Origin of the sequence: Pseudomonas sp. A0308, assembly GCF_044218815.1 — a bacterium.
GTDB classification, from domain to species: Bacteria; Pseudomonadota; Gammaproteobacteria; order Pseudomonadales; family Pseudomonadaceae; genus Aquipseudomonas; species Aquipseudomonas iridis.
This window is the reverse complement of the sequence record NZ_CP162581.1, coordinates 1,681,018-1,700,930: the sequence shown is the minus strand read 5'-3', so window position 1 is coordinate 1,700,930 and position 19,913 is coordinate 1,681,018. Positions and strand designations below refer to the sequence as shown.

Here is a 19,913-nt window from a genome sequence, read left to right as displayed (position 1 = left end):
TCTTAGTGGTGACGTGGCTTGAGGATCGCCGGTTTTTCGTCTGGCGCCTGGCACAGCAGGTACAGCGCAGTCAGGGCTTCCGGGATCTGCACAATCATGTCGTCCATCAGATTGGCGTCTTGAGCGATGTCTTCGAACTCGGGTTGTTCGTCGAACAGGCCCGAACCGACCATGATCGGCAGGAGCATTTCGCTGACTTCTTCTTCGGCAGTTTCGAACCAGGCGGCTTCACGCAGGAACACGCCTTCCATGAAACCGATGCACCAGCCGCGCAATTCCGAATCGTCCGGGTCTTCGCCCAGATCCAGCTCGCACGGCAGTTCGAATTCTTCATCGGACGCCAGTTGACGGGCGATGTGCGCCTTGAGGCCGATCAGGGTGGCTTCGATCTCGGCACGTTGTGCTTCGTCGCTGTAATGCGGCTCTTCGGCGAACAGGGCGTCGATCCATTCACGCTCCGACACTTCTTCGGAGCAGATCGACAGCGCGGTCAGGTAACCGTGGGCGGCCACGTAATCCAGCGCCTCGTCGTGCAGCTCGTCGGCGTCGAGGAAGACTTGCAGGCGGGTCAGTTGCTCAGCGAAGGACATTACGTTGCTACCTTGGGGAATCAATAATGCGGGAATTCTAGGCCTTCTTGCGCGCTCAAGCCAGCCGCATGGCAGATTTGCCGCAATTGCCGGGCTGCATATAAATCCTGTGGGAGCGAGCCTGTTCGCGAAAGCGGCGTATCAGGCACTTTTATATCGGCTGACCCACCGTATTCGCGAGCAGGCTCGCTCCCACAGGGGATTTATGTGTGGCAGGGTTATCAGTGTCTTATCAGCGGCACCCTGTGCATGGGAGGCCTCGGGTATACTGCCGCGTTTTGCGATCCCTGCCCGCATTGCGGTTGTCGTGCAATGCGTTCTTACGTTTTGTTTAAACGGCACTGGCTGTTCTGAACCAGCCTGAGCAGGGATGTATCGGTAGATTTTTGGAGTTTTTATGCTCGAACAGGCACAACGCGTCCTCAAGGACATCTTCGGCTACGACAGTTTCCGTGGCCGCCAGGGTGCAATCATTGAGCGCGTGGCCAGTGGCGGTGACGCGCTGGTATTGATGCCTACCGGTGGCGGCAAGTCCCTGTGCTTCCAGGTCCCGGCGCTGTTACGCGATGGCCTGGCAGTAGTGGTATCGCCGTTGATCGCCCTGATGGATGACCAGGTTGCCACCCTCGAAGAGCTGGGCGTGGCGGCCGCCGCGCTGAACTCCACGTTGAGTGCCGAACAGCAGCGTGATCTGGCAACGCGGATCAAGCGCGGTGAAGTGAAGATGCTCTATCTGGCGCCCGAGCGTCTGGTGCAGCCACGCATGTTGTCCTTCCTGCAAAGTCTCGACATTGCGCTGTTCGCCATCGACGAAGCGCACTGTGTGTCGCAGTGGGGCCATGACTTCCGTCGCGAGTACCTGCAACTCGGGCAACTGGCCGAGTTGTTCCCAACTGTGCCGCGCATCGCGCTGACTGCCACCGCCGACAAACGTACCCGCGAAGAAATCGTCGAACGCCTGCATCTGCAGAACGCCGAGCGCTTCCTGTCGAGCTTCGACCGACCGAACATTTTCTACCGCATCGTGCCCAAGGAGCAGCCGCGCAAGCAGTTGCTGGCGTTTCTTGCCGAGCGGCGCAGCGATGCCGGCATTGTCTATTGCCTGTCGCGCAAGAAGGTTGAAGAAGTCGCGGCATTCCTTAGCGATCAAGGCTTCCCGGCGCTGCCGTATCACGCCGGTCTGCCCAACGAGCTACGCGCCTTCAACCAAAAGCGTTTCCTCAACGAGGAAGGCCTGATCATGGTCGCCACGGTGGCGTTCGGCATGGGCATCGACAAGCCCAACGTGCGTTTTGTTGCCCACCTCGATCTGCCGAAATCCCTCGAAGCGTATTACCAGGAAACCGGACGCGGTGGTCGTGACGGTCTGCCGGCGGATGCGTGGATGGCCTACGGTCTGCAAGACGTGGTGATGCTCAAGCAGATGCTGCAAAACTCTGAAGGCGACGAGCGTCACAAGCGTCTGGAGCAACACAAGCTCGACGCGATGCTGTCGCTCTGCGAAGAGACTCGTTGCCGTCGTCAGACACTCCTGGCGTATTTCGATGAGCAGATGGCCGAACCTTGCGGCCATTGCGACAACTGCGTCGACGGCGTGCAGACCTGGGACGCCACCGAGCCTGCACGTCAGGGTTTGTCGGCGATCTTTCGCACCGGTCAGCGTTACGGCGTCGGCCATCTGGTCGATGTGCTGCTGGGCAAGGACAACGAAAAGGTTCGCAGTTTCGGTCATCAGCATCTGTCGGTGTTCGGCGTTGGCAAGGCTCTGAGCGAAAGTGAATGGCGCTCGCTGTTCCGTCAATTGGTTGCGCGTGGACTGGCCGATGTCGACCACGAAGGTTATGGCGGCTTGCGTTTAAACGACTCCTGCCGGCCACTGCTCAAGGGCGAAGTGACACTGGAACTGCGCCGCGATCTCAAACCACAGGTCACCGCCAAGAGCGGCAGCAAGAGCCAGGCCAGCCAATTGGTGCGCGGCGAAGAGCGCGAGCAGTGGGAAGCCCTGCGTGCGTTGCGGCGCAAACTGGCCGAAGAACACGGCGTGCCGCCGTATGTCATCTTCCCGGATTCGACACTTCTGGAAATGCTTCGCAGCCAGCCAACTTCGTTGGCGGAAATGGCCCGGGTCAGCGGCGTCGGTGCGCGCAAGCTGGAGCGCTACGGCGATGCTTTCCTCGAAGTGCTCGGCGGCGAGGTCGAGGCGCCGAAGGTGGTGGCCGATGTGCGTCACGAGCTCATCACCCTGGCCCGCGCCGGCATGACCCCGATGCAGATTTCCGGGCAGTTGCAGTGCTCGGAAAAGAACGTCTACACCATGCTCGCCGAGGCGATCGGCAAGCAACAACTCTCACTGGAACAGGCTCTGGACTTGCCTGAAGAGCTGATGGGCGAGGTGCAGGACGCGTTTCTTGATGGCGAGGGTGAATTACCGCCGGTCGCCGAAATCGCCGAACTGTTCGCCGGTCGTGTTCCTGAAGGCGTGCTTTATTGTGTGCGGGCTGCGCTGCAATCCGAGTTCGAAATGTAATTCGGTCCAACCCTCATCGGAACGCCGCCCGCAGCCCTCTCCAAGAGGAGAGGGAGCCGGCCGAGGTGTTTTGCGGATTACATCGACCCGACAGACCAGGTCGATCAAGGATTCGGTAAAGCCCTGTCACGTCGGTGGATTTGTGCAGCATCCCCCAATCAAGCCCCTCTCCCTTTGAGAGAGGGGCTTTTCAAGATGTAACGATTCAGTACAGACCGACACTTGCCTATAGCTGTAGCTCATGCTTAGCTGACTAATAATTAGTTTTTCTCTATTACATCCGTCTAACCATGAGTGTTTTATGCCGTTAACCGATCAACACCGCTTTGGCATGCAACTGGCCCAGATGTCCCGCGGCTGGCGTGCCGAGCTGGACCGGCGTCTGGCCGGCCTTGGCCTGTCCCAGGCGCGCTGGCTGGTGCTGCTGCATCTGGCGCGTTTCGAGGAAGCGCCGACACAGCGAGAGCTGGCACAAAGCGTTGGCGTCGAAGGCCCCACCCTCGCGCGCTTGCTCGATAGTCTGGAAAGCCAAGGGCTGGTGCAACGCCAGTCGGTGGTTGAAGACCGCCGGGCGAAAAAAATTGTCCTGTGTGCACCGGCCCTGCCGTTGATCGAACAAATCGAAACCATTGCTACCCAACTGCGCCACGAATTGTTCGACGGTGTCGACGAGGCGGATTTAAAGGTGTGCATGCGTGTTCACGGTCACATTCTGGCCAACCTGGAAAAATCTTGAGGCATAACCGCGTGCCAGTTTTTTGAGAGATCGCACTGAGCAGACTATAAGAACTACTAGGCAATATCGTGTTCGTACCGGATGTGCGAACGCATAAGAAGTCGGTTTTGCTTATTTAAGGGATGCTCATGCTCGCAAGTTGGCACACGGTACTGCGCGTTTACGCCAAGGGATTATTGGTCGCTGGCGCATTCGGTTATTCGACCTTGTCGATGGCTTTGGGACTTGGCGAGATCACGATTCACTCAGCCCTCAATCAACCGCTCAAGGCCGATATTGCGCTGATCGATGTCGGGACACTGACGCAGAACGACCTGTCAGTGAGCCTGGCCACGGCAGAAGAGTTTGGCCGTGCCGGGGTCGAGCGGGTGTTTTTCCTCAACGACCTCAAGTTCACGCCGATCCTGCATGGCAATCGCCAGATGATTCGGGTGACCTCCAGCAAACCGGTCAACGAACCCTTTCTGAATTTCCTGGTGCAGCTCAATCAGCCCAATGGGCGATTGCTGCGCGAATACACGGTGCTGATCGATCCGCCGGGTTCACCGGGTATCGTGCCGGCTACCGATGAGCCGGACCCGCGCGCGCAATCCTCAGCATTTCCCACTGTCGAGCCCGTGAGCGCGCCACCACAGGCGGCCCAGGGCAAACGCGCCATGCCGGCCGCGCCTTCATCCACAACCGCTCCGGCCAACGATGCACTGGCCGAACAACTGGCAGCCAGCGTGTTGCAGAACCAGCAGTTGCAAAAGTCCCTTGATGAGCTGAACGCCAAACTGCAGGCGCAGGATGTGCAGATTGCCGACGGCAGGAAACAGGTCAGTGATCTGCAAGCACGCTTGATCGAGCAGCAAAAGGCACCGCCAGCGCCATTAGTGACACCGGCACCAACACCGACAGCTGCCGCTGCGCCAATCGAGCCCGCAGAGGACGGTTTGAACTGGCCATTACTCGGTGGCTTGCTGTTGCTGGTGACATTGGCCGGGTTGCTCGTGCTCCGTCGACGCCAGCAACAGCAGCAGGGCGATGCACCTTTGCCGTTATTACCGTTGAGCAACGAGCCCGATGGGGATGACGCCGGTTCCTCACAGGGGGCGACTGAACCGGTCATGGGGCACGCCTCGGCCGATCCGCGTGAAGAGCCGACGGCGGGTGATGTGCTGGAAGCCGTGGGGATTTACCTGGCCTATGGGCGCCTAGGCGAAGCCGCCGGACTGTTGCGCGACGCGCTGCACAAAGAGCCGGAACGCACCGATCTTGGTTTGCAGCTACTCGAAGTGCTAGGGCGTCAGGGCGATAGCGCAGCGTTCGAACAGCAGGAAAGTCATTTGCGTGAACAGGGAGTTGCTGCACAAGCCTTGCAGGATATCCGCGCTCGGCATCCGAAGCTGTTGGGCACTGCGCCGTTGGCGGCAGTCACGCCATCGGCCATTGGCATTGCTCCCGTCGTAGTCGCCGGGCCCGTGTTGCCTGAGGACAATTTCGAGTTGAATCTGGATGAGTTGTCGGTGAACTCCAACTGGGATCTGGAGGACAGCCGCCCGGCACTGGCTCAGTCAGCAACAGACGACTCCAGCTTCGCTTCCAGCCTGAAAGTGTTGCCGCAGGACTTTGACGTGCCAGAGACCGCGGCCAGTGAAGACGCGGAGCTTGAATGGATTCCGGAGCCTGAGGCACAGCCGCTGGACGATGACTTCCTTGAAGCGTTTTCCGATCCGCTGCCCTCGCTGGCACTGGAGCCATTGGATTTACAGATGTCAGCGCCAGACGAGGCGGGGGCGGGGAAGCTCGAACAGGCGCAGACCTGCATCGATGACGGTGACATCGACAGCGCGATTGCGCTGCTCAATGAGTTGCTCAAGGACGGGGACGAGCCTTTGAAGCAAACCGCCAGAACCCTTTTGGCCGGGATCCGATAATTCGAGAGCTTCAGTCACTGTTGCGGCGATCTTGATGACGCCTTCGCGGGCAAGCCCGCTCCCACAAGTATCGATGCCGAACAAAAATGCAGTGAACGACGCTCAACCTGTGGGAGCGGGCTTGCCCGCGATGGCGGCCGGCCAGGCACCCTCACTCCTGAACCTTGATCAGAACGTCTGCCCCAGATTCAAATACACCGCCTGCTCGTTCGCATCATTGAGCCCATAACTGAAATTCAACGGCCCCAGCGGCGTATCGAAGCCAATAAACACACTCGCCGCATTGATGTAACCGCTGTCGAACTCGTTGTCGTTGTTCCACGCTCGCCCACGTTCCAGCGATCCGCCGGCGTACAGCGGGAAGTCCAGCGGCAGATACGAGCGCGGTGTCAGACGGCGGTAATACACCGCCCGCATCAGACTGACGTTCTGCCCGGAAATCGCATCCTCGCGAAAGCCCGACAGCTGGCGCGCGCCACCGAGCAGGAAGCTCGACGTCACCACATTGGTGTCGTCGAGGGTACGGCCATAGCGCCCGCCCAGAATCAATGTGTCCGGTCCGCGGCTCATGGCTTTGTCGAATTTGAACTCCCACTGTCGATAACGCGTATCCGAGCCCAGGCTCGGCTCGAATTGCAGGACTGTCAGGCTGACGTCCTTGCCCTCGTGGGGGTAGTAGACGTTGTCCAGTGAGTCGTAGGAATACTTCAGCGAATAGAAGCCTTCGTTGAAATTCTCGCTGGGCAGGTCCTGATCGCCAATGCGCACATCGGCCTTGCCCCACGCCTCACCGACGCCGAAGCGCACTTCGCCGTTGTTGCCGATTTGCCGGCCGACATTCAAGGCCATGCCGTAACGCTCGACGCGGTACTGGGCGACCGGATCATTGTCGAGCACCGCATCGACGTTTTGCGCCTCGAACACCACCGACGGCGCGATGAAGTAGCGTGAGCCAACGTCCAGCGGCTGATAGAACTCGCTGTAAAGCTCTTGTGTGTCGCCAATCTGCACACGCGTCAGCCATTCCGCACCGAGACGATTGATGCCGTTTTTGCGGTAACTGGCACCGAGGTTGAAAGCACTGCTGCCGCGCATGTCGTCTGACAGGTTCAGGCCGACCCTCAGGTAATCGGTGCCACTGCGTTTGCCGCGGGCACTGATTACCAGGGTGTGATCCTGCCCCTTGTGCACCACGCGGTACTGCACCTGTTCGAAGTAGTCGAGGCCGTACAAGGTGCCCATGTCCGAATGCAATCGACCCAGATCCAGTGGTTCGCCGATGTGTTGGCGAATGTAGTAGCGGATCACGTCGTCGTCGACTTTCGAATCGTTCTCGACCTTGATCGCGGTGATGATCGGCGTACGTTGACCCGGCGCTCGGGCGGCGTTGAGTTCGGCGTCCTGGGACTCGGCAGGTTTGAGACTGGCGAGGCGCGCGTCAAGGATTCGGGTTGCGCGATAACCCGCATCGATCATTTCCTGGGCGCGGCCGAAATCAGTCACGCCGAAGCTTGCCAGCGACGGTTGTATCAACACGTCAGTGGCTTTCAGCGCGGCCAGTTGTTCTTCAGAGTTGCGTCGGGTCATCAGGGTGATCGACTGGTTGAGCACATCGACCACAGTGTTAAGTTGCTTGCGACCGCGCAGCGGCGTACCGATGTCGACCACGATGGCGATGTCGACGCCCATTTGCCGCGCGACATCCAGCGGAATGTTGTCGGTCATGCCGCCGTCCACCAACAGGCGGCCGTCGAGTTCGACCGGCGCGAACACCGCCGGAATCGACATGCTGGCGCGAATCACCTGGGGCAGGTGGCCCTTGCGGAATACCACTTTTTCGCCATTGGCGATGTCGGTGGCCACGGCGCGGAAGGGGATCGGTAACTTGTCGAAATCCCGGGTGTCGCTGGTGTGCGCCAACAAGCTTTCGAGCAACAGCGCCAGATTCTGCCCCTGAATCACGCCCAGTGGCAGGCCGAGACTGCCGTCGTCGCGAAAGCTGAGTTTTTGTTTTACCAGAAAGTCGCGGTCATCCTGTTTGCGCCGGAACGGCACGTCTTCCCGGGGCGGCGCGTCGGACAGCGCCTGCTGCCAGTCGATTTCCAGGGCGAGCTTTTCCAGTTCGTCGATCTTGTAGCCCGAGGCATACAAGCCGCCAACCACCGCACCCATGCTGGTGCCGGCAATCGCATCGATCTTGACGCCTTGCTCTTCCAGCGCCTTGAGTACGCCGATGTGCGCCAGACCACGAGCGGCCCCACCGGACAGCACAAGGCCGACTTTCGGTCGCGGCGCTTCGCTGGCAAGCGCGAACAAAGGAAGAAAACCAAGCAGCAGGCAGAACAGCAGACGGCGCATTGTGAGTCTCGGGGCAAACGATAAAGCCGGGTATTATAGCGGCGCCCTCTGTCTCCGGAGTTTCATTGAACATGACTGTCGCAAAAGCAGAAGTTGTCATCACCTATTGCACCCAATGCCAGTGGCTGCTGCGCGCGGCGTGGCTGGCGCAGGAACTGCTCAGCACCTTCGGCGACGACCTCGGCAAAGTGTCACTGGTACCGGGCACGGGCGGGGTGTTTCACATCACTTGTGATGGCGTGCAGATCTGGGAGCGCAAGGTTGATGGCGGTTTCCCGGAGGCCAAGGTGTTGAAGCAGCGGGTGCGCGACCAGATCGATCCTGATCGCGACCTCGGCCACAACGACCGCACTCAGTGAGACGCGGCTTCGGCGGCGACGGTTTTTTTGTCGGCACTGCCTGACATTCGCGCCGACACCACGATGGCGACGATGATCAGCGCACCGCCTAGCAGCATGCGTAACGTCGGATTTTCATCGAACAGCAACCAGGCAATTGTGATGCCGTAGACCGGTTCCATGGCGAACACCACAGCAGCGGTGCGCGCCTTGATCACTGCCAGACTGGCAACGAACAGACTGTGGGCGACGCCGGTGCAGAACACGCCGAGCAGGGCGATCCACAACCAGTCCAGCGCGCGCACTTCGCTCAGTTGTGGCGCCGCCACTGGCAGCAGACACAAAGCCACCACGACGTTTTGACAGAGTGCTGCCTGCACTGCCGGGATTCGCCCGGAGCTGGCGCGATTGGTCAGCGACAACAGGGAAAACAGCAGCCCGGACAACACCGACCAAAGCAAACCTATGGTTGCACCGCTGCCAAGATCGAACGCCGGGGTCACCAGCACCAGACCGACGCTCACCAGCACCACCAGCAGAATTTCATTGGCACGGATGCGCTCGCGAAAGATCAGCCCTTCGAGAATCACCGTGAACGCCGGGAAACTGGCAAAGCCAAGCGTCGCGATGGCTACACCCGCGACCTTCACCGAAATGAAAAAACTCACCCAGTGCCCGGCCAGCAATACACCGCTGAGCAGCAGACGCCGCCAATCCACGGCCTGGAGTTTTTGCCAACCGTGCTGGCTGGCGAATCGGGCAAAAAATGCCAGCGCGATGACGGCGAAAGCGGCACGTCCAAAGACAATCACGGCAGGGGACGCGGCGGCGAGTTTGCCGAACACGCCGGTCAGGCCAAACATCAGAGCGCCAATATGCAGGGCGCCGAGGGCGGTACGCGGAGTCATTGCAGTCCTTAATTCAAACGCAGATTCACAGACCTATTGAAACGTGTCGCAGCCCATAAATCTGTCGGCAAACTATTGTCCTTTGTCGCCAGCCTCGCGCCGCAATTGGCCCGGCGAGGCGCCAAACTCGCGCAGCACTGCTGCCGCAAATGCACTTTGCGAGCTGTAGCCGACCCGACTGGCGATTTCGCCAATCGGCAGCACAGTCTCACGCAGCAGGGTCACAGCCTTGTGCAGGCGCCGACTGCGGATGTAGTCCATCGGCGTCTGCCCGCATTCAGCCATGAAGCGCGCGTGCAGACGTGCGCTGGATAATCCTGCGATCCGCGCCAGATCAGCGACTTGCAACGGATAAGCAGCATGCTGCTCGATGTGCGCATCCAGCGCCGCGTAAGGCAAGCGCCGGGCGGTGAGTTCGACAGGTTGCGCATGATTCAGACTGGCCAGCAGCAAAATCGCGCCTTGCTGCGCAATCAGCGGATCACCAACCGGGCTGTTCGCCAGCCAACTGACCAACTGGCTTTGTCCTGAATCCAGCGATAACCGGGCGGTCTTGTCGAGTAGGCGGCGGCTGGCTTCGGCGTGCTCGCCCAGTGAATCGAGCAGCCATTGCTCGTCAGGGATGTCCATGACCAGACAACGACTGCCTTGTGGACTGCCACAGGCGTGGTGGGCGTCGGCTGGAATGACCACGAAACTCTGCTGACGCACCTGACTGCCACAGCCCTCGACCTCGAAGTCCAGCGCGCCAGACAAGCCGAACACCAGTTGCGCGTGGTCGTGGCTGTGGACGATCAGGTCGTGAGAGTAATGACGCAGGGTGAGGATCGGTCGCATGGCAGGTCGTCTCCGAAGTGACCGACAGTCTACACCGGCGCCTCCCGAGTGCGTTGTCACAGGACTGACTCGCGGCTGTCATGGACGATTAACCGGGCGCGCGCAAGCTGGCGAAAACATCCAGAGGGTTGCCCATGACCAGCGCCGAGCTCGCCAAACCCAGCCGCAAACAACGGGTGCGAACCTTGTGGATTTCCGACGTGCACCTGGGCACGCGGGATTGCCAGGCCGAGCATTTGTCGCAATTTCTCAAGGGCTATCACACCGACAGGATTTACCTGGTCGGTGACATTATCGACGGCTGGAAACTGCGCGGCGGCATGTATTGGCCGCAGGCTCACACCAACGTGATCCGCCGCTTGCTGACCATGAGCAAGCGCGGCACCGAAGTGATCTACGTCACCGGCAACCACGATGAATTCCTGCGGCGTTACTCGAAGCTGATTCTGGGCAATATCCAGTTGGTCGACGAGGCAGTGCACGTCACGGCTGACGGTCGCCATCTGCTGGTGATTCACGGTGACCAGTTTGATGTGATCACCCGTTATCACCGCTGGCTGGCCTTTCTCGGCGACTCGGCCTACGAATTTACCCTGACGCTCAACCGCTGGCTCAACCACTGGCGCGCGCGATATGGCTACGGTTACTGGTCGTTGTCGGCGTACCTCAAGCACAAGGTGAAGACGGCCGTAAGCTTCATCAGTGACTTCGAAGAAGCCATCGCCCATGAATGTGTGAAGCGCGAATTGCACGGTGTGGTTTGCGGGCACATTCACCACGCCGAAATCCGCAAGGTTGGCGACGTGGATTACCTTAACTGCGGCGATTGGGTGGAGTCGTGCACCGCGCTGATCGAGCATTGGGACGGCACGATCGAGTTGTATCGGCTGGCGGATGCGCAGGCGCGGGAGGCGGAGTTGAAAGCTGCCAAAGTTGCCGAACCCGTCTGAAAAGCAAAAGATCGCAGCCTTCGGCAGCTCCTACAGGGGTACACATTCCAATGTAGGAGCTGCCGAAGGCTGCGATCTTTTGTTCTTAGGCCGGGCTGTGTTCTTCCATCGCCGCCTTGTAGATCGAATTCTTCGGCTGGGCAAACAAGCGCTCCATCATCGGCTCAAAGAAGCTCAACGGCAGCGTGTCGTACTCCGGATCAAACGCCGCTGCATCGTATCTGGCGCAAAACTCGGCAGTTGCCTGAAACTGCGGGTGCTCCTTGTACTGCTCGCGCAGATGCCGATCCATTCCCAGATGATGAAAGAAGTAGTAACCCTGAAACACCCCGTGTTTCTCGACCATCCACAGGTTTTCGGCACTGACGAACGGCTTGAGAATCGCCGCCGCAATGTCCGGATGGTTGTACGAGCCCAAGGTATCGCCAATGTCGTGCAGCAGGGCGCACACCACATATTCCTCGTCACGGCCATCGCGAAAGGCGCGGGTGGCGGTTTGCAGCGAGTGGGTCAGGCGATCCACCGGGAAACCGCCGAAATCGCCTTCGAGCAATTTCAGGTGGGTGGTGATGCGTGATGGCAACTGCTTGGCATAGGCGCTGAAGTCTGCGGCGATGATCGCCCAGTCTTCCTGGGTGCCATCCTGCATACGGGTGAAGCGGGCACTGACGGTCATCGGCAATCCTCGTTGTTGCTTGTTTTCAGAACGCCACGCGACCCAGAATCATGTCGCGGTACATGACGAAGTCGCCGAGCAGGCTGTAGAGCGGATGCTGGAACGTCGCCGGCCGGTTCTTTTCAAAGAAGAAATGTCCGGCCCACGCGAAGCTGTAGCCCGCCAGCGGCAGGGCCAATAACAGTAGCCAGGCGCCTTTGGCGATGGTCAGCGCGAGAATGAAAATAACCAAGGTCGTGCCAATGAAATGCAGGCGACGGCAGGTGCTGTTGTTGTGCTCGCTGAGGTAATACGGATAGAACTCAGCGAAGCTTTTGAAATGCTTGATGTTTTCCACGACTGCGATCTCTGTGGTTATTGTTCTGGCGACGAGTTGTGCTGCGGGTAGCTTATTTGAGTCTAGAGTGATCATGGGGGTGGGCCAGTGACAATTGGCGCCACTTTAGTATCCTTCGCAAATCGGGCCGCAACAGTCGACCCGCCATGCAAAAGAAAAACGCCATGAGCGAACGAACGACTTCTGCAAGCTGGGCGATGGGGATTGTCAAAGCATTGGAGATGGACGGCCTGGATTGCCGGGTTCTGTTCAAGCAACTGGGGCTGGATTACTCGGCTCTGGATGATCCGGATGCGCGTTTCCCGCAAGACTCCATGACCCGGCTCTGGCAACGGGCGGTGGAGGTGTCAGGCAATCCGGCCATCGGTCTGAACATGGGCAAAGTGGTGCGTCCGGCCTCGTTTCATGTCGCCGGTTACGCGCTGATGTCCAGTAATACCCTGGTCGAAGGCTTTCAACGGCTGGTGCGCTATCAACGAATCATCGCCGAAAGCGCCGACCTGAGTTTTCGTCTGCTGGATGAAGGTTACGCGCTGATTCTGACGGTGCACGGCGATCACCTGCCGCCCACCCGGCAAAGCGCCGAAGCGTCGCTGGCCTGTGCGCTCGCCCTGTGCGGCTGGCTGAGCGGGCGCACGCTACATCCGGTCAAAGTGTTGCTGCAGGGCGATGAGCCGGCTGATCTGCAACCCTACAAACACGCTTTCCATGCGCCGCTGGTGTTCAGCGCGCCTTACGATGCACTGATCTTCAAACGCGCTGACATGGAGGCGCCGCTGCCCACCGCCAACGAGGCCATGGCGCTGTTGCACGATCGCTTTGCGGGAGAATATCTGGCGCGGTTTTCCGAAAGCCGTGTGACCCACAAGGCGCGGCAGGTGCTTTGTCGGTTATTGCCTCAGGGCGAGCCCAAGCGCGATACGGTGGCGCAGACTCTGCACCTCTCGCAACGCACGTTGCAACGCAGGCTGCAGGAGGAGGGCACGAGTTTTCAGCAGTTGCTCGATGACACTCGCCGCGAACTGGCCGAACAGTACCTGGCGCAGCCGAGCATGACCCTGCTGGAAATCGCCTATCTGTTGGGCTTTGCCGATCCGAGCAACTTCTTTCGTGCCTTCCGTCGCTGGTTCGACAGTACGCCCGGTGATTACCGGGCGCGGTTGGCCAAGGCGCTCAACGCCGTCAGTGACGCCAAAAGGCCGGTATACACAGTACAAACACCGTAATGATTTCCAGTCGGCCGAGCAGCATTCCGAACGACAGGATCCACTTCGCGGCATCCGGCAGGGTGGCGAAGTTGCCCGCTGGGCCGATGGTCTCGCCAAGGCCCGGGCCGACGCCGGACACGGTGCTGGCGGCGCCGGTCAGCGCGGTCATCCAGTCCACGCCCAGCAGCGACAGGAGCAGGGCGATCACGCAGATGGTGATGGCGAAGAAAAACGAAAACGTCAGAATCGAGCGCACGATCTCTTCGTCGAGCCGGTGACCGTTGTACTTCTGCTTGATCACCGCACGGGGGTGAATCAGCTGATTAAGGTTGGCCTTGAGCAGGATGTAGGCGACCTGGAAGCGGAAGATCTTGATCCCGCCTGCCGTCGACCCGGAGCAGCCGCCGACAAAACCCAGATAGAAGAACAACATCAACGAGAAGTTGCCCCACAGGCTGTAGTCGCCGAGGGCAAAACCGGTGGTGGTCAGCACTGACGTCACGTTCAGCGCCACATGGCGCAGCGCATCCAGCCAATGCAGTTGGGTCGTCCACCAGTACCAGGTGCCGAGCACCAGCCAGGTCACCAGCAACATCGCCAGCATGCCCTGCACCTGCTGATCCTTGATCAACGCTCGGCGATTACCGCGCATCGTCGCCACGTACAGGGTGAACGGCAGGCTGCCGAGAATCATGATGACGATCGCCACCCAGTGCACAGCCGGTTGCGTCCACTTGGCCAGGGATTGGTCGGAGGTCGAGAATCCACCCGTGGAAATAGCCGACATCGCATGATTGATCGCGTCGAACAGGCTCATCCCGGCCCACCAGAACGCCAGGCTGCCGAGGATGGTGATGCCGACATACGCCCCCACGATCAGCCGCGCCACCATGTGTGAACGGGGCATGACCTTTTCCGAGCGATCCGACGATTCGGTCTGGAACAGGCGCATGCCACCAATTCGCAGCAGCGGCAGAATCGCCACCGCCATGCCGATAAAGCCGATGCCGCCAATCCAGTGCAGCAGCGAACGCCACATCAGAATCCCGGGGGACATGCTGTCGAGGCCGTTAAGCACGGTCGCGCCGGTCGCGGTAATGCCGGACATGCTTTCAAAAAACGAGTCGGTGTAGCTGATGTGCTGAGTCAAAAGGAACGGCAGCGCGGCGAAAATACACACCACCAGCCAACTGCTGACGGTCAGCAGGTACATGTCACGCGGGCGCAGGTGAATGTGTTCCGGGCGGCCCGGAATCACCAGTGCGAGGCCGGCAACGAAGGTGATCATGCTCGCCCAGAGGAACGACGGCAGATCGCCGGTGCGGTCGAAAATCACCAGGGTGGCCATCGGCACGACCATGGCAATTGCCAGAGTGATCAGGAAGATGCCGATGATGAAACCAATGATCCGTAAGGTCGGCAACGCCATGAAGTCTGCTCGGGCTGATAGGGGAAGGGCGCCATTCTACCCGTGAGGCAGGGCATGTAAACCGGCATCCTTTTGGCAGATACCGCTAGAATAGCCGCATATTTTTTTCAGGAGGTGGCCGATGCAGGCTCTCGACGCTTTGCTCAACCGTGTTTCCGTTCCACGACTGGTCGAACCGGCCCCTACCGCGCAGCAGCGCGAAGCCCTGTTTGCCGCCGCGTTGCGCGCGCCGGATCACGGGCACTTGCAGCCGTATCGTTTTTTGACCGTCGAAGGCGCTGCGCGCGAGCAGATGGGCGAACTGTTGGCTGAAGCTGCGCAGAAGCAGGAAGGCGAAATCACTGAAGCCATGATCGACAAGGCGCGCAACGGCCCGCTGCGTGCCCCGCTGGTAGTTGTGGTGATCGCGAAACTGCAGGAACACGTCAAGTACCCGAAGGCCGAGCAGTTGCTGGCCGCCGGGTGTGCCGCCCACGGGATTTTGCTGGCGGCGTATGCGCAGGGGATTGGTGCGGTTTGGCGTACCGGCGATCTGGCTTATTCGCAGCATGTCGCGAAAGGCTTGGGACTGGTGGAGGGCGAGGAGGTGATTGCGTTCCTGTACCTCGGCACACCGCAGAAAGAGCCGCGGGTGGCGGAGAAAGTCGATCTGGCGGAGTTTGTCAGCGCTTGGCCTGGTAAGGCCTGAAGATCAAAAGCCCCTCACCCTCACCCTCACCCTCTCCCGAAGGGAGAGGGTGGGCGGGCGGCGTTCCGATGAGGGTGGCTCTTAGAGTTGGACGACTGCCCCCGGCACAAGCGGCAATTCCAGACTGGCAACAAACCCGCCGTCAGGATGATTCGCCAGCACCAGACTTCCGCCGTGCCGCTCCGCCGCACGCCGTGCAATCGCCAGGCCCAGACCATGCCCCGCCGCTGTCTGCCCCGGCGCCCGATAAAACGGCTCGCCCAACTGACTCAGGTGCTCGGCCTGAACCCCCGGGCCATGATCGCGAACACTGATGACTATCCGCTCACCCTGCCGCGAGGCCTGCATTTCAATCGCCTGACCCTGGGGATTGAAGCGCTGCGCATTGCGTAGCAGGTTGTCCACGGCGCGCTCGATCATGGTCGGCCAGCCCTTCAGATTCAGCTGTTGCTCGGCGTCCAGACTCACGTTCTGTTCCGGCGACGCCAACTGCGCATCCTTTTGCAGGGCGCTCAGCAGCGTATTCAAATCCACGTCTTCAGCGCTGGCGTTGTCGGCATCGACCCGCGCCAGCACCAGAATTTCACTGATCAGCGCTTCCAGGCGATCGCATTCGCGGGTCAGTCGGGGCCAGAGTTTTTCGCGTTCTTCAGGGTTGGCGCGCTCTGCCAGCGCCAGGGCAATTCGCAGCCGCGCCAGCGGTGAACGCAGTTCATGGGATACGTCGCGCAACAACTGACGCTGACTGCCGATCAGGCTTTGCAGGCGTGCACCCATGCGGTTGAAGTCGTTGGCGAGGACGCCGAACTCATCGCGGCGGTTGGCCAGTTTGGCCAGGCTGTTCTGCTGATAAGTCGCCTGCCCCAGGTCATGTACCGCGCCGCGCAAACGGCTAAGCGGACGGGTGATGGAGAAGGTCACCAGCAAGCTGAACAGAGTCAGTACCACCAGCGCAATGCCCAGCGCACTCAATGGCCAGAGCAGACTTTCGCGGTGCCAGGAGTCGAGTTCGGGGTGTGGGATGCGGTAGATGAACAGGTAGGTGTCACCGGTTTTTTCACTGGTGAACTCATCGGTCAGCCGCCGCCATGGCAGGCGTCGGTCATCGTTGTTCTGGCGGGCTTCGAAGGCAGCGGCACGACGGGGGAAGGTGCCGCGCACCACCGGGTCACCGCTTTCGTTCAGCACTTGAACATCGATGTGGTACTGGCGTTTGCGTTGTTGGAGGATGTCCTGAGCGGCTTCTTCGCCTTGTGCTTCGTAGCTCTGCGTCCACTCAGCCGCGAGGGTGTTGAGGCCCGGATGGCGACTGAGGATCCACGCGTCCTGATTGAGCATGTGCCCCAACAGAATGGACAGCCCTGCAACCAGAGCGATGGCCAGCCAGAAGCTTGCGAGAATACGCCAGAACAATGACCGCACAGAAAATCCTCAATCAAACGCGTAACCCCTGCAGGAGCTGCGGCACGCTGCGATCTTCTGATCTTGTTTTTCAAAAGCAGAATCAAAAGATCGCAGCGTGCCGCAGCTCCTACAGAGGGCGGATGTGAACAGGCCCGACGGTGTTAGCCGTCGGGCCTGAGGTTAAAACATTATTGCGCTTTTTGCGGCTGTTGCGCTTTCCACGCCTTGAACTCAGCCCATTCGGCGCGACGCTCGGCCTTTTTCTTCTGGATCTCGTCGAATTTCTTCTGTTGATCCGGTTTCAGCACGGCGCGAACATCGGCCTCGGCTTTCTTGTGGTTGGCTGCCATCTCATCCTTCATGGCTTTCTGGTCAGCCGGCGAGAGTTTTTCCAGGTACTTGTCGACCACTTGCTTACGCTCGTGCATCTGCTCGCCCATGATCTTGCGGATCTGCTCGCGTTGTTCGCGGGACAGGTCGAGTTGGCTGTACGGGCCTTTGCCGTGCATGCCGTGCATCTGACCGCCGTGGCGTGGGCCGTCGAGCGGGCCACCCATCGGACCGCCGTCTTGCGGCATGGCCATGGCGACGGTTGGCAGAGCGGCAGCGAACATCAGAGCGATAAGAGTCTTGCGCATGGTGTATCTCCTTGTCTCGTTCCCGGTACGTTCCGGATGAGTTCAGATTACGCAGATCAAGGTCAGCGGCGGTCAGCGCTAGGTAAAGCTTGGGTAAAGACGATTTGTCTTAAGCCTTACACACAGACCCCTGTGAGCTGCCGAAGGCTGCTACAGGGGGGCGCTCCCATTGGAGGGGGGATCAGGTCAGAGGCAGTAGAAGTAACCGCGGCTACGCAAGGCAACGATGCGCGGGCGCCCGTCCGGATGCGGGCCGATTTTTTTGCGCAGGTTGCTCACGTGCATGTCGAGGCTGCGGTCGTACAGGGTCAGCTTGCGGCCGAGGGCCAGTTGCGCCAGTTCCTGTTTGTCCAGCGGCTCGCCGGGCTGCTTGAGCAGGGCTTCGAGCAGACGGCTTTCGGAAACGGTGAGGGTCAGTTCTCTCTCGTCGATGCTGACCACGCCGCGCACCGGGCTGAAACTCAGGTCGCCCAGCTCAAGCTGCGTCGACACGGCCGCCGGGTGGCTGCGGCGCAGCACGGCGCGCAGGCGTGCGGTCAGCTCGCGTGGATCACACGGTTTGGCCAGGTAGTCGTCAGCGCCCAGTTCCAGACCGAGGATCCGGTCCAGCGGTTCGCCACGGGCCGATAGCATCAATACCGGCAGATCGGCGTGATCGTTGCGCAATTGCTTGAGCAGTTCCAGGCCGCTGCCATCGGGCAGCATCACGTCCAGCACCACCGCCGCCGGGGCGGTTTCGGCCAAGGCCTTGCGGGCGCTCTGGCCATCGTGGCAGGCACGTACCTGGAAGCCTTCCTGGCTTAGCCAACTGCTCAGGAGCTCACACAGCTCCTGGTCATCATCAATAATTAACAGCTCGCTCATGACTCACTCAATTTAACCATTGCCGACGTTTTCGGCTTGCCCCACTGGCAAAGATACCGCAGAGCAGCGCCAATAGCGCTACTCCGGCACCCGTGACGAACCACTGCTGCTGATCGGTCAACAAGCGCGGCACCGCGCTGGCCTGGGCTTCCTTGAGTTGCAGCTTGAGGCGCTGGTTCTCTTGGCGCAACCGGGCGAGCTGAGCGCTTTCACGTTGGTTGTCGGCATTTTGCAGTTGTTTGCTCAATTCTTCCCGCTGCTGCTCGCTCACTTTGAGGCGCTGCTGCAACTCGGTGATCTGGCTGCCGGCACTTAATGACAATGGCGTGGAGCTGCCGCCTTCGGTGGTTTCATCACCATGGGCGGGCGCCATGATCGACAACGTGACCAACATCAGACACAACGGACCCTTGCGCATCGCGACACCTGTTTCCAAATGGATATTGGGCAGGTTGTCGGCAGGCAAACGAGAATAATGAGCGATTGAGAGTGTGATGAACAGACAAGGTTCAGTGTTACAGGTGTGTCGCGGGTAATGAGGAGATGAATCTCCTCATTACCGGACTTTTTAAGGCAGGACTTGCTTGAACGGCTTCACGATCACGTTGGCATAAACGCCTGCCGCGATGTATGGATCGGCATCTGCCCAGGCTTGCGCGGCGCTCAGGGAGTCGAACTCGGCGACGATCAGGCTGCCGGTGAAACCCGCTGCGCCCGGATCATTGCTGTCGACGGCCGGGTGCGGGCCGGCCAATACGATACGACCTTCGCCCTTGAGCGCTTGCAGGCGTTCCAGATGTGCAGGGCGCGCAGCCAGGCGAGCTTCCAGTGAATTGGCGACGTCGGTGGCAATGATTGCGTAGAGCATGTCAGTCCTCGGTTTTTGGTGTTGTGGTATCGGCGTCATGCAGGTGACGGGACAGGTAAACGCCCTGCGCGACCAGGAACAGCACGGTCATGCCCAGGCTGCCGAACACCTTGAAGTCCACCCAGATGCTCTGGAAGGTGAAGGCGACGAACAGGTTGGCGGCCCCGCAGAACAGGAAAAAGGCGATCCAGGCGATGTTCAGACGGGTCCACACCGGATCCGGCAGGGTCAGCGCGTGGCCCATGATGCGTTTGATCAGCAGGCGGTCACCGATGAAGTGGCTGCCGATGAAGGCGACGGCGAACAGCCAGTTGACCACAGGGGCTTTCCATTTCAGGAAGGTCTCGCTGTGGAACGCCAGTGTCAGGCTGCCGAACACGAGGCAGGCGATCAGGGTCAGCCATTGGCTCTTTTCCAGCTTGCGCTGTTGGATGAAAAGCGCGCCGTACACCACCAGGGAACTGATGATCAGCATCGCGGTGGCGCTGTAAATACCGCCTACAGTCACTTCATGGCCAGCGATGTCGACGACCCGTGGATCAAGTTTGTAAACGATGAAGAACAGCAAAAGCGGGATGAAATCGATGAATTGTTTCACAGTGAGAGCCAGAAGCTGGATGTGGCGGCATAATAACAAA

At 59.9% G+C, this 19,913-nt stretch carries 20 protein-coding genes; 7 read left to right on the top strand and 13 right to left on the bottom strand.

The genetic code is table 11. From position 1 onward, the window contains the following. Positions 1 to 2: 2 nt before the first annotated feature. Entirely contained in the window at positions 3 to 590 is a 588-nt protein-coding gene (locus AB4P92_RS07965; protein ID WP_042558152.1) for a YecA family protein, read from the bottom strand. 397 nt (positions 591 to 987) lie between these two features. Between AB4P92_RS07965 and recQ the strand changes: the two genes are divergently transcribed. From recQ to AB4P92_RS07950, 3 genes are all read left to right on the top strand, one after another. Continuing rightward, a complete protein-coding gene (gene recQ / locus AB4P92_RS07960; protein ID WP_395599218.1) occupies positions 988 to 3,117 on the top strand; it encodes a DNA helicase RecQ in 2,130 nt (709 codons plus the stop codon). A gap of 301 nt (positions 3,118 to 3,418) precedes the next feature. Next, positions 3,419 to 3,853, top strand: a complete 435-nt coding sequence (locus AB4P92_RS07955) for a MarR family transcriptional regulator (protein WP_042558154.1) — start codon at positions 3,419 to 3,421, stop codon at positions 3,851 to 3,853. A gap of 128 nt (positions 3,854 to 3,981) precedes the next feature. Then, positions 3,982 to 5,772 carry a FimV/HubP family polar landmark protein gene (locus AB4P92_RS07950; protein ID WP_395599217.1) on the top strand — a complete coding sequence of 597 codons (1,791 nt, stop codon included), beginning with the start codon at positions 3,982 to 3,984 and terminating at the stop codon, positions 5,770 to 5,772. 168 nt (positions 5,773 to 5,940) lie between these two features. Here AB4P92_RS07950 and AB4P92_RS07945 read toward each other — a convergent pair whose 3' ends face one another. After that, positions 5,941 to 8,130, bottom strand: a complete 2,190-nt coding sequence (locus AB4P92_RS07945) for a patatin-like phospholipase family protein (RefSeq protein WP_261736920.1) — start codon at positions 8,128 to 8,130, stop codon at positions 5,941 to 5,943. A gap of 71 nt (positions 8,131 to 8,201) precedes the next feature. Between AB4P92_RS07945 and AB4P92_RS07940 the strand changes: the two genes are divergently transcribed. Further along, positions 8,202 to 8,489: a SelT/SelW/SelH family protein gene (locus AB4P92_RS07940; RefSeq protein ID WP_047300235.1), complete on the top strand. Its 288-nt coding sequence runs from the start codon at positions 8,202 to 8,204 to the stop codon at positions 8,487 to 8,489. Here AB4P92_RS07940 and AB4P92_RS07935 read toward each other — a convergent pair. Together AB4P92_RS07935 and AB4P92_RS07930 are read right to left on the bottom strand one after the other, a co-directional pair. Continuing rightward, entirely contained in the window at positions 8,483 to 9,376 is an 894-nt protein-coding gene (locus AB4P92_RS07935; RefSeq protein ID WP_047300236.1) for a DMT family transporter, read from the bottom strand. The genes AB4P92_RS07940 and AB4P92_RS07935 overlap by 7 nt on opposite strands. A gap of 72 nt (positions 9,377 to 9,448) precedes the next feature. Beyond that, positions 9,449 to 10,213, bottom strand: a complete 765-nt coding sequence (locus AB4P92_RS07930) for an AraC family transcriptional regulator (protein ID WP_261736921.1) — start codon at positions 10,211 to 10,213, stop codon at positions 9,449 to 9,451. A 134-nt stretch (positions 10,214 to 10,347) separates the two neighbouring features. Between AB4P92_RS07930 and AB4P92_RS07925 the strand changes: the two genes are divergently transcribed. Then, positions 10,348 to 11,163, top strand: a complete 816-nt coding sequence (locus AB4P92_RS07925) for a UDP-2,3-diacylglucosamine diphosphatase (protein ID WP_042558159.1) — start codon at positions 10,348 to 10,350, stop codon at positions 11,161 to 11,163. 85 nt (positions 11,164 to 11,248) lie between these two features. On the opposite strand, the gene AB4P92_RS07920 is transcribed toward AB4P92_RS07925, so the two are convergent. Both AB4P92_RS07920 and AB4P92_RS07915 read right to left on the bottom strand, forming a co-directional pair. Next, positions 11,249 to 11,839 (bottom strand): HD domain-containing protein, encoded by a 591-nt coding sequence (locus AB4P92_RS07920; protein WP_395599216.1) that lies wholly within the window; start codon positions 11,837 to 11,839, stop codon positions 11,249 to 11,251. 25 nt (positions 11,840 to 11,864) lie between these two features. Continuing rightward, the gene (locus tag AB4P92_RS07915) at positions 11,865 to 12,176 is read right to left on the bottom strand and encodes a DUF962 domain-containing protein (RefSeq protein WP_047300239.1); all 312 of its coding nucleotides are present in this window, start codon (positions 12,174 to 12,176) and stop codon (positions 11,865 to 11,867) included. Positions 12,177 to 12,340: 164 nt separating this feature from the next. Here AB4P92_RS07915 and AB4P92_RS07910 point away from each other — a divergent pair, with 164 nt between their 5' ends. Further along, complete coding sequence (locus tag AB4P92_RS07910; protein ID WP_395599215.1) at positions 12,341 to 13,402, top strand: AraC family transcriptional regulator; 1,062 nt, start codon at positions 12,341 to 12,343, stop codon at positions 13,400 to 13,402. Here the strand turns inward: AB4P92_RS07910 and AB4P92_RS07905 are convergent. After that, complete coding sequence (locus AB4P92_RS07905; protein ID WP_042558162.1) at positions 13,359 to 14,813, bottom strand: TrkH family potassium uptake protein; 1,455 nt, start codon at positions 14,811 to 14,813, stop codon at positions 13,359 to 13,361. The genes AB4P92_RS07910 and AB4P92_RS07905 overlap by 44 nt on opposite strands. A 121-nt stretch (positions 14,814 to 14,934) precedes the next feature. Here AB4P92_RS07905 and AB4P92_RS07900 point away from each other — a divergent pair, with 121 nt between their 5' ends. After that, on the top strand, positions 14,935 to 15,501 hold the full coding sequence (locus AB4P92_RS07900; RefSeq protein WP_042558163.1) for a nitroreductase family protein: 567 nt from the start codon (positions 14,935 to 14,937) through the stop codon (positions 15,499 to 15,501). Positions 15,502 to 15,582: 81 nt separating this feature from the next. On the opposite strand, the gene AB4P92_RS07895 is transcribed toward AB4P92_RS07900, so the two are convergent. The 6 genes from AB4P92_RS07895 to AB4P92_RS07870 form a co-directional block, all read right to left on the bottom strand. Next, complete coding sequence (locus AB4P92_RS07895; protein WP_395599214.1) at positions 15,583 to 16,923, bottom strand: ATP-binding protein; 1,341 nt, start codon at positions 16,921 to 16,923, stop codon at positions 15,583 to 15,585. A gap of 170 nt (positions 16,924 to 17,093) precedes the next feature. After that, positions 17,094 to 17,543, bottom strand: coding sequence for a Spy/CpxP family protein refolding chaperone (locus AB4P92_RS07890; protein WP_115147842.1), 450 nt, complete (start codon positions 17,541 to 17,543; stop codon positions 17,094 to 17,096). Positions 17,544 to 17,729: 186 nt separating this feature from the next. Beyond that, a complete protein-coding gene (locus AB4P92_RS07885) occupies positions 17,730 to 18,407 on the bottom strand; it encodes a response regulator transcription factor (RefSeq protein ID WP_047300242.1) in 678 nt (225 codons plus the stop codon). A gap of 7 nt (positions 18,408 to 18,414) precedes the next feature. After that, on the bottom strand, positions 18,415 to 18,825 hold the full coding sequence (locus AB4P92_RS07880) for a translation initiation factor 2 (protein WP_395599213.1): 411 nt from the start codon (positions 18,823 to 18,825) through the stop codon (positions 18,415 to 18,417). Positions 18,826 to 18,975: 150 nt separating this feature from the next. Further along, the gene (locus AB4P92_RS07875; RefSeq protein WP_016987935.1) at positions 18,976 to 19,275 is read right to left on the bottom strand and encodes a YciI family protein; all 300 of its coding nucleotides are present in this window, start codon (positions 19,273 to 19,275) and stop codon (positions 18,976 to 18,978) included. Position 19,276: 1 nt separating this feature from the next. Then, on the bottom strand, positions 19,277 to 19,873 hold the full coding sequence (locus AB4P92_RS07870; protein WP_042558169.1) for a septation protein A: 597 nt from the start codon (positions 19,871 to 19,873) through the stop codon (positions 19,277 to 19,279). Positions 19,874 to 19,913 lie beyond the last annotated feature (40 nt).